This window comes from Streptomyces sp. NPDC059443 (genome assembly GCF_042750105.1).
Lineage (GTDB): Bacteria > Actinomycetota > Actinomycetes > Streptomycetales > Streptomycetaceae > Streptomyces.
Genome location: NZ_JBHYVM010000001.1, coordinates 354692 through 361939, shown reverse-complemented (window position 1 = coordinate 361939; position 7248 = coordinate 354692). Strand labels below are relative to the sequence as shown.

Sequence of the window (7248 nt, the reverse complement as noted above, 5' to 3'; positions counted from 1 at the left end):
TGCACACGCACTTAGAGCGGGACAGTCATGTCGGAATAAGACCGACCGTCCACTGCGTCCTCGCTGTGTAATTGCCTGCAAGCATCACAGCCGAAGCCGCGACCCCACAGGTCTTTTTCAAAGGAACCTCATCCACCGAAATGGACGGGGTATCAACTTTTGGCGTTGATTTTTGGCACGCTGTTGAGTTCTCAAGGAACGGACGCTTCCTTTGTACTCACCCTCTCGGGCTTTCCTCCGGGCGCTTCCTTCGTTCTTGTGTCTCCGACTCTATCAGACTCTTTCGGGCCTGACTCCCAGTCAGCGGGGTTTGTCTTCCGGGCTGTTGGGCCCTTCCGACTCCCAGAACTCTAGTGGATTTCCCGGGCGATTCATAATCGACCTTCGGAAATGAATTCGGGCATGCCGAATGCGTTCCCAGTGGGAGATCGTGCAGAGTTGGGTGCCGCAACGAGGCGGCGGGATTCGCTGTCTCCGAAACCTTTCGGCTCAGAGGCAACTCGAAGAACCTTACGGATCCGTGGGGTCCGTGTCAACCCCACGTCAACTCCGTTTCCATCAGGGCCGAGGGCCCGGGCGGAGAGGGGACTCAGCTCGGGGACTGCAGGGCCTCTACGCGGTCCAGGAGGCGGGTGAGCATGTCGCCCAGCTGCCCGCGCTCCGCCGTGGAGAGGTCCTGGAGGAGGTCCTCCTCGAAGAGCGTGGCCGCGCGCATGGCGTCCAGCCACTTGCTGCGGCCCTCCGCCGTGAGCTCCACGATCACGCGCACGCGGTTGTTCTCGTCCCGCTCCCGCGTGACCAGTGCTTCGGCCGTCATGCGGTCGATCCGGTGGGTCATCGCCGCCGGCGTGAGCCCCAGCTGCTTCGCGAGCTCGCTCGGGCCCATCCGGTACGGGGCTCCGGAGAGGACGAGGGCCTTGAGGACCTCCCACTCCGCGTTGCTGATGCCCAGGGCCGCGGTCTGGCGGCCGTAGGCGACGTTCATCCGTCGGTTCAGGCGGCTCAAGGCCGATACGACCTTCTCCACCTGGGGGTCGAGGTCCTGGAACTCGCGCTGATAGACGGCGATCTGTTCGTCGAGGCTCGGCTCGTGGACGGGCGCAGTGCCGTCGGCGGTATCACCCATGGTCGAAGTATGGCACGAGCCCGTTGGCGTCTAACTCCTTCGATGTGTAGAGTTAAGGATCGAACTTTAGGTATGAAGTCTTGAGGCTTCAGCAATCAAGGTGGTGAGAAGTGACCAAGGTGATGGGCGCTGCGATGCGGAGGATCCAGGCCGGGAACGCGTTGACCGCGTTCGGTATCGGCTTCACGGTTCCGTTCCTCTACGTCTACGCGGCGAAGGTGCGAGAACTGGACCCCATGTGGGCGACCGGTACGTTCATGGCGTTCGCCCTCGGTGCGCTCCTCGCGCTGCCCTTCACCGGGCGGGTGATCGACCGGCGCGGTCCGGTCCCCGTCGTCATCGGTGCGGCTCTCGTGGCCTCGCTCGGTGCGCTGTCGCTCGGCCTCTCCACGGGCGTGGTCGCGATCCTGCTCTCCGCGCTCGCCCTGGGCGCCGGCCAGGCCGTCATGCAGCCCGCGCTGGCCACGATGATCGTGCGCTGCTCCACCCCGTCCACCCGGACGCGTGCCTTCGCCCTCCAGTTCTTCATGCAGAACCTGGGTCTGGGCATCGGCGGACTCATCGGCGGACTCATCGTCGACGAGAGCCGTCCGGGCAGCTTCACCCTGCTCTTCGGCATCGAGGCCGTGATGTTCCTGGTGCTGGCCGGGGTCATCGCCACCGTGCGGATGCCGCAGGTGCCGGCGATCAGCAACGCGCTGGCCAAGGACGCCGCGCAGAAGGGCGGCGGCTGGAAGCGGCTCATGGAGCACAAGGCGATGGTGCAGTTCTGCATCCTCGGCTTCGTCCTCTTCTTCGCCTGCTACGGACAGTTCGAGTCGGGTCTCGCCGCCTTCGGTACCGAGGCCGCCGGGATCACTCCCTCCACCCTCGGTTTCGCGCTCGCCGCCAACACCGGCGCGATCGTGCTCGCCCAGTTCGTCGTGCTGCGGCTGGTCGAGAACCACCGCCGCTCGCGGGTGATCGCGCTCGTCGGCCTGATCTGGACCGGCGCGTGGCTCATCGCCGCCTTCTCCGGTCTGGGACACGGCAGCGCGGTCATGGCCGCCGCCGCGTTCGTGACCACGTACGCGCTCTTCGGCATCGGCGAGGCCATGCTGTCGCCGACCCTGGCACCGCTGGTGGCCGACCTGGCGCCGGAGGGCTCCGTGGGCCAGTACAACTCGGCCTTCGCGCTGGTCAAGCAGATGGCTCTGGCGCTCGGACCGCTCGGTGTGCCGCTCGCGGCGGGTCTGCCGATGCTCTACATCGGCGTCTTCGTCCTGGTCTCGCTCGGCATCGCCGGGCTGGCGCTGCGGCTCGGCAAGCAGCTGACGCCGGTGCAGGACAACCCGTCGCTGGCCCCGAGCACGGTCGTGGCCGGGTCGGCGGAGCAGGCGAAGGCCTCCGAGCCCGTGCCCGCGTAAGTGCGGGCGTATAGACGTACAGGCGTACAGGCGTACGTGTGAAGGCCCCGGTCCGGTGACCGGGGCCTTCGTCGTGTCCGGCTACTTGTCCTTGTCGCGGTCCTTGTCGGGGAGCGCGAACTCGCACCAGACGGCCTTGCCGCCGCCCGGGGTGCGGCGGGTGCCCCAGGACGAGGCGATGGTGGCGACGATCGAGATGCCGCGGCCGGTCTCGTCGGCCGGCTCCGCGCGGCGGCGGCGCGGGAGGTGGTCGTCCCCGTCGGTGACTTCGATGATCAGGCGGCGGTCGGTGCGGCGCAGGCGCAGGCGCATCGGTGGGGTGCCGTGCTGGAGGGAGTTCGCCACCAGTTCGCTGGCGGCGAGGACGCCGAGGTCGCACAGTTCGGCCGGGAAGCGCCAGGAGGCCAGGACTCCCTGGGCGAAGGCGCGGGCGCGCGGGGCGGCCTCGACGCCGCCGAGGAGCTCCAGGGCGGCGTTGTGGAAGAGCTCGGCGTCGGCTCCGGTGCGGGCGGGCTGCTGGAGGACCATCACGGCGACGTCGTCGTCGTGGTCGGCGTCGACCCCGAGGGCGCGCATCAGGCGGTCGCAGATGACGGCGGGGGTGCCCTGGGCGCCGGAGAGGGCGCGCTCCAGGGCGGCGACGCCTTCGTCGATGTCCTCGCCCCGGCGTTCGACCAGGCCGTCCGTATAGAGGACGGCGGTGGAGCCGGGGCCGAGCGCGATGGTGCCGGAGGTGTGCAGCCAGCCGCCGGTGCCGAGCGGCGGGCCGGTGGGGTCGGCGGCGCGGCGGACGGTGCCGTCCTCGTCGCGGACCAGGATCGGGAGGTGGCCGGCGGAGGCGTAGGCGAGGAGGCCTTCGTTGGGGTCGTGGACGGCGTAGACGCAGGTGGCGATCTGGCTGGCGTCGATCTCGGCGGCGAGGCCGTCGAGGAGCTGGAGGACCTCGTGGGGCGGCAGGTCGAGGCGGGCGTACGCGCGGACCGCCGTGCGGAGCTGGCCCATGACGGCGGCGGCGCGGACGCCCCGGCCCATGACGTCGCCGATGACGAGGGCGGTGCGGCCGGCGCCGAGGGTGATGACGTCGTACCAGTCCCCGCCGACGGCGGCCTCGGTGCCGCCGGGCTGGTAGGTGGCGGCGACGCGCAGGTCGTCGGGCTGTTCGAGTTCCTGCGGGAGGAGGGAGCGCTGGAGGGTGACGGCGGCCTCGCGCTGGCGGCGCTCGCTGGCGCGCAGCCGCTCCACGGCCTCGGCGTGGTCGGTGACGTCGGCGAGGTGGATCAGGACGCCGGTGTGGTGGGGGCCGTCGTCGTCCGGGTCGGCGGTGTGGCCCGTTCCCGTGCCGGTCGCCGTGGGTGTGCCCGTTCCCGTGCCTTCGTCGGTGTCCGGCGCGGGCTTGGGGAACTCGACCGGGGTGCAGGTGACCGTGTACGAGCTGCCGCCGCCCGGCGCGGTGCGGTTCTTGGCGGTACGGGACTTCCCGCTGCGCTGGACCTGGTCGAGGAGCGGCAGCAGCCCGAGCTCGCCGAGCTCGGGGAGGGCCAGGTGTGCGGGGGCGCCGGGGGCGCGGGCGCCGAACCCGGCGGTGTAGGCGTCGTTGACGTAGGCGACGCGGTGCTCGGGGCCGTGCACGAGGGCGACGAGGGCGGGGAGGCGGCCGAGGACGTCCCGTACGGAGAGCTCGTCGAGCGAGGGGGCGGGGCCGGCGGGGGCGCCCGTACCGGCCGGCGCGCCCGCTGCGGTGGTTCCCGTCCCGGTGCCGCGGACGGTGGGGTCGGCGGGGCCGCCGTCGGGCGCGGTCCCGGAATGGCCGGCGGCGCCGCGGGCGGCCGGGACCGAGCCCTCGCCCCGTTTGGCCTGGGCGGCGGCGTGTTCGGACCGTGCGGCGGCGCGGCGCTGCGTTCCGGGAAACCGGGCGCTCCAGCGCGTGAAGTTCACTGCTTTCCAGCCTCGTGGTGTCGCTCGTGGTCGCTATGTCACTCGGTGGCAATCGGGTGGCACTCGGATGTCACTCTGTGCAGGTGTGAGCCCACCTATGGTCACACGTCCGGTGGGGCCGACGGCACTGCCGGCTTCAGCCCGCGCGCTTCTTCGGGGGCTCCTTGGGACCTCCGCCCGCGGCGAGTTCGAATTCTGCTCTGGGGTGTTCGAGTGATCCCAGGGAAACGATCTCTCGTTTGAAGAGACCGGAGAGCGTCCACTCGGCGAGCACGCGCGTCTTGCGGTTGAGGGTGGGGACGCGGCTGAGGTGGTAGGCGCGGTGCATCAGCCAGGCCGGGTAGCCCTTGAGCTTGCGGCCGTAGATGTGGGCGACGCCCTTGTGGAAGCCGAGGGAAGCCACGGATCCGGCGTACTTGTGGGCGTACTCGGTGAGGAGTCCGCCGCGCAGGGACGAGACGAGGTTGTCGGCGAGGACCTTGGCCTGGCGGACGGCGTGCTGGGCGTTGGGGGCGCACGGGACGCCCTTCTCCGCTGCCGTGATGTCGGGGACGGAGGCGGCGTCGCCGGCGGCCCAGGCGTGCTCCACTCCCTCGACGGTGAGGAAGGAGGTGCAGGCGAGGCGGCCGCGGTCGGTCTTGGGCAGGTCGCTGGCGGCCAGGATCGGGTGCGGTTTGACGCCCGCGGTCCACACGACGGTACGGGTGGGGAAACGGGCGCCGTCGCTGAGGACGGCGACGCGGTTCTCGCAGGATTCGAGGCGGGTCTCCAGGCGCAGGTCGATGCCGCGGCGGCGCAGTTCGCGGATCGTGTACGTGCCCATCTCGGGGCCGACCTCGGGGAGGATCCGGTCGCTGGCCTCGACCAGCACCCATTTCATGTCCTCGGGTTTGACGTTGTGGTAGTAGCGGGCCGCGTAGCGCGCCATGTCCTCCAGCTCGCCGAGGGCTTCGACGCCCGCGTAGCCGCCGCCGACGAAGACGAAGGTGAGGGCGGCGTCGCGGATGGCGGGGTCGCGGGTGGAGGAGGCGATGTCCATCTGTTCGATGACGTGGTTGCGCAGGCCGATGGCCTCTTCCACGGTCTTGAATCCGATGGCGTAATCGGCGAGTCCCGGGATGGGGAGCGTGCGGGAGACGGAGCCCGGGGCGAGGACGAGTTCGTCGTACTCGATCTCGACGGGGCCGGCGCCCTCCTCTTCGGTGGCGAGGGTGACGACCGTCGCGGTGCGTTTGGCGTGGTCGATGCGCCGGGCCTCGCCGATGACGATGTGGCATTTGGCGAGGACGCGGCGCAGCGGAACCACGACGTGGCGTGGGGAAATGGAGCCCGCGGCCGCTTCGGGGAGGAAGGGCTGATACGTCATGTACGGCTCGGGAGTGACCACCGTGACCTCGGCCTCGCCGGTTCTCAGCTTTCGCTGGAGCCGGAGTGCCGTGTACATGCCTACGTAGCCGCCGCCGACGATCAGGATCCGCGAGCGGGGCGGGGTACCGGGGGCCGCGCCCCGGGAGTTAGCAGCCTTCACCATCCCATGACGCAACGTGGCCGGGAGTTTGTCCACAGGCCCGACAAATTGTGTGACCGGGCGGGGTGCTGGGACAGGGGTGTCGGGGGGTGTGGGTTGAGGTGAAGGTGTGCAGGTCAGGTAGTGCGGAAGGGGTGATTCCGGAGGCTTGGAACGGAAAAGTGAGGGTGAATGCTCCGATCGGGCGGTGGTCCGTCCGGGGCTGCCTCTTCTGAATTGACTCTGGCTCAACTATGTTCGTATCTCGTCGAGGAGTAGGACCAGGGCCCTCATGACCGTGGCCCCCCTCGAACGAAGGCGGGGAGTGTCTCCGGGGGGAGACAAATGATTACCGGGGGATACATATGAACATTTCCGATTTCCATGCTTCTGCGACCGCTCTGTCGTCCGCCACGTCCTCTTCGGAGAGCAACGGGCGGCTGATGGCGAGCGGCGCCACCACGCACGGCGTGGGCCGTTCCACGCCGCTGCGCGTCGACGCCCAGCGCAATCTCGAACACGTACTGCGCGCGGCCCGCGAGGTCTTCGGCGAGCTGGGCTACGGGGCTCCGATGGAGGACGTCGCCCGCCGTGCGCGGGTCGGCGTCGGCACCGTGTACCGGCGGTTCCCGAGCAAGGACGTCCTGGTCCGACGGATAGCCGAGGAGGAGACCTCCCGGCTGACCGAGCAGGCACGGACCGCGCTCGGCCAGGAGGAAGAGCCGTGGCAGGCGCTGTCGCGCTTCCTGCGCACCTCCGTGGCCTCCGGCGCCGGGCGGCTGCTGCCGCCGCAGGTGTTGCGGGTCGGCGGGCCCGGCGAGGACGAGGCGGACGCCGAGGCCGCGCGGGTGCCGCACCAGCGTCAGGCCGTCGCGGCCGGCGGGGTGCCCGAGCTGCGGGTGGTCGGCGCGACGCCGCGGGGCGGCCTGGACGACGAGCCCTCGGACGACGCGGGCGCGGGCGAGCTGCTGGAGGTCGTCGGCCGTCTGGTGGACCGGGCCCGGGAGGCCGGTGAACTGCGTGCCGATGTCACGGTGGCCGATGTCCTGCTGGTCATAGCCACGGCGGCGCCCGCGCTGCCGGACGCGGCGCAGCAGGCGGCGGCTTCGGCCCGGCTGCTCGACATCCTGCTGGAAGGGCTGCGCTCCCGGACGGTGTAGTGCGGGTCCGCTCTGCTCCGATCCGCTCCGATCCGCTCGTACGGATGGTCCTGTGTGGGCCGTCCGTGCGGGGCGGCTCGTGCGGGGCCGCTCGTGGACGGGTTTGAACAGGCC

At 70.3% G+C, this 7248-nt stretch carries 5 protein-coding genes; 2 read left to right on the top strand and 3 right to left on the bottom strand.

Translation table 11 applies throughout. From position 1 onward, the window contains the following. Positions 1–589: 589 nt before the first annotated feature. On the bottom strand, positions 590–1126 hold the full coding sequence (locus tag ACFXDJ_RS01695; RefSeq protein WP_384662150.1) for a MarR family winged helix-turn-helix transcriptional regulator: 537 nt from the start codon (positions 1124–1126) through the stop codon (positions 590–592). A 122-nt stretch (positions 1127–1248) separates the two neighbouring features. Here ACFXDJ_RS01695 and ACFXDJ_RS01690 point away from each other — a divergent pair, with 122 nt between their 5' ends. Next, entirely contained in the window at positions 1249–2532 is a 1284-nt protein-coding gene (locus ACFXDJ_RS01690; protein ID WP_384662153.1) for an MFS transporter, read from the top strand. Between the two features lie 81 nt (positions 2533–2613). Here the strand turns inward: ACFXDJ_RS01690 and ACFXDJ_RS01685 are convergent, their stop codons facing one another. Together ACFXDJ_RS01685 and ACFXDJ_RS01680 are read right to left on the bottom strand one after the other, a co-directional pair. After that, a complete protein-coding gene (locus tag ACFXDJ_RS01685) occupies positions 2614–4467 on the bottom strand; it encodes a SpoIIE family protein phosphatase (RefSeq protein ID WP_384662147.1) in 1854 nt (617 codons plus the stop codon). A 136-nt stretch (positions 4468–4603) separates the two neighbouring features. Continuing rightward, complete coding sequence (locus ACFXDJ_RS01680) at positions 4604–5998, bottom strand: NAD(P)/FAD-dependent oxidoreductase (RefSeq protein ID WP_384847470.1); 1395 nt, start codon at positions 5996–5998, stop codon at positions 4604–4606. A gap of 341 nt (positions 5999–6339) precedes the next feature. On the opposite strand from ACFXDJ_RS01680, the gene ACFXDJ_RS01675 reads away from it, so the two are divergent. Then, on the top strand, positions 6340–7134 hold the full coding sequence (locus ACFXDJ_RS01675; RefSeq protein ID WP_384662141.1) for a TetR/AcrR family transcriptional regulator: 795 nt from the start codon (positions 6340–6342) through the stop codon (positions 7132–7134). The last annotated feature ends 114 nt before the right edge of the window (positions 7135–7248 follow it).

Excerpts from the sequence above, each read along its gene's own strand:
- ACFXDJ_RS01690 (WP_384662153.1), top strand. The coding sequence starts at position 1,249 with ATGGGCGCTGCGATGCGGAGGATCCAGGCCGGGAACGCGTTGACCGCG.
- ACFXDJ_RS01675 (WP_384662141.1), top strand. The coding sequence starts at position 6,340 with ATGAACATTTCCGATTTCCATGCTTCTGCGACCGCTCTGTCGTCCGCC.
- ACFXDJ_RS01680 (WP_384847470.1), bottom strand. The coding sequence starts at position 5,998 with ATGGTGAAGGCTGCTAACTCCCGGGGCGCGGCCCCCGGTACCCCGCCC.
- ACFXDJ_RS01695 (WP_384662150.1), bottom strand. The coding sequence starts at position 1,126 with ATGGGTGATACCGCCGACGGCACTGCGCCCGTCCACGAGCCGAGCCTC.